The sequence below is a fragment of the Inquilinus sp. 2KB_23 genome, assembly GCF_052115705.1.
Classification (GTDB): Bacteria; Pseudomonadota; Alphaproteobacteria; order DSM-16000; family Inquilinaceae; genus Inquilinus; species Inquilinus ginsengisoli_A.
Genome location: NZ_JBFRHF010000093.1, coordinates 1 through 626 on the forward strand (window position 1 = coordinate 1; position 626 = coordinate 626).

A 626-nucleotide genomic window follows, 5' to 3' on the forward strand; every position below is an offset into this window, starting at 1 on the left:
GACCCTGCGGCCCGAGGATGTGCCGCAGAGCTGCGCCCTGATCGTCGCCGGCGACAGATGTCCTGCGGATCTGGTCGGGCAATGGTCGGCCGGGCACCGGATGTTCAACGCCTACGGCCCGACGGAAGCGACGGTCTGCGCCACGGCCAGCCAAGCCCTGTCCGGAGCGGTCGAGCCGCCGATCGGGGCGCCGATCTGGAACACGCGGGTGTACGTGCTGGACGGGAGCCTGCGTCCGGTTCCGGTGGGTGTGTCGGGGGAGCTGTACATTGCCGGTGCCGGGCTGGCGCGTGGCTATCTCAACCGGTCGGGGCTGACGGCGGAGCGGTTCGTGGCGTGCCCCTTCGGCACTCCTGGCTCCCGGATGTACCGGACGGGTGATGTGGCGCGTTGGCGTCCGGACGGAGAGCTGGAGTACCAGGGCCGTGCGGACGATCAGGTGAAGATCCGCGGGTTCCGGATCGAGCCGGGTGAGATCGAGGCCGCGCTGTTGTCGCATCCGGCGGTGGGTCAGGCGGCAGTGATCGCGCGGGAGGACCTGCCGGGGCAGAAGCAGCTGTTGGGCTATGTGGTGGCGGCGCCGGGCGCCTCGCCGGATGGGGCGGAGTTGCGCCGGCATGTGGGGC

The 626-nt window shown here is 71.1% G+C and carries 1 protein-coding gene; it reads left to right on the forward strand.

Going from position 1 to position 626, the window contains the following annotated elements; translation table 11 throughout:
- The coding region (locus AB4112_RS36040; protein WP_441727289.1) for an AMP-binding protein at positions 1-626 on the forward strand (626 nt) is incomplete at both ends.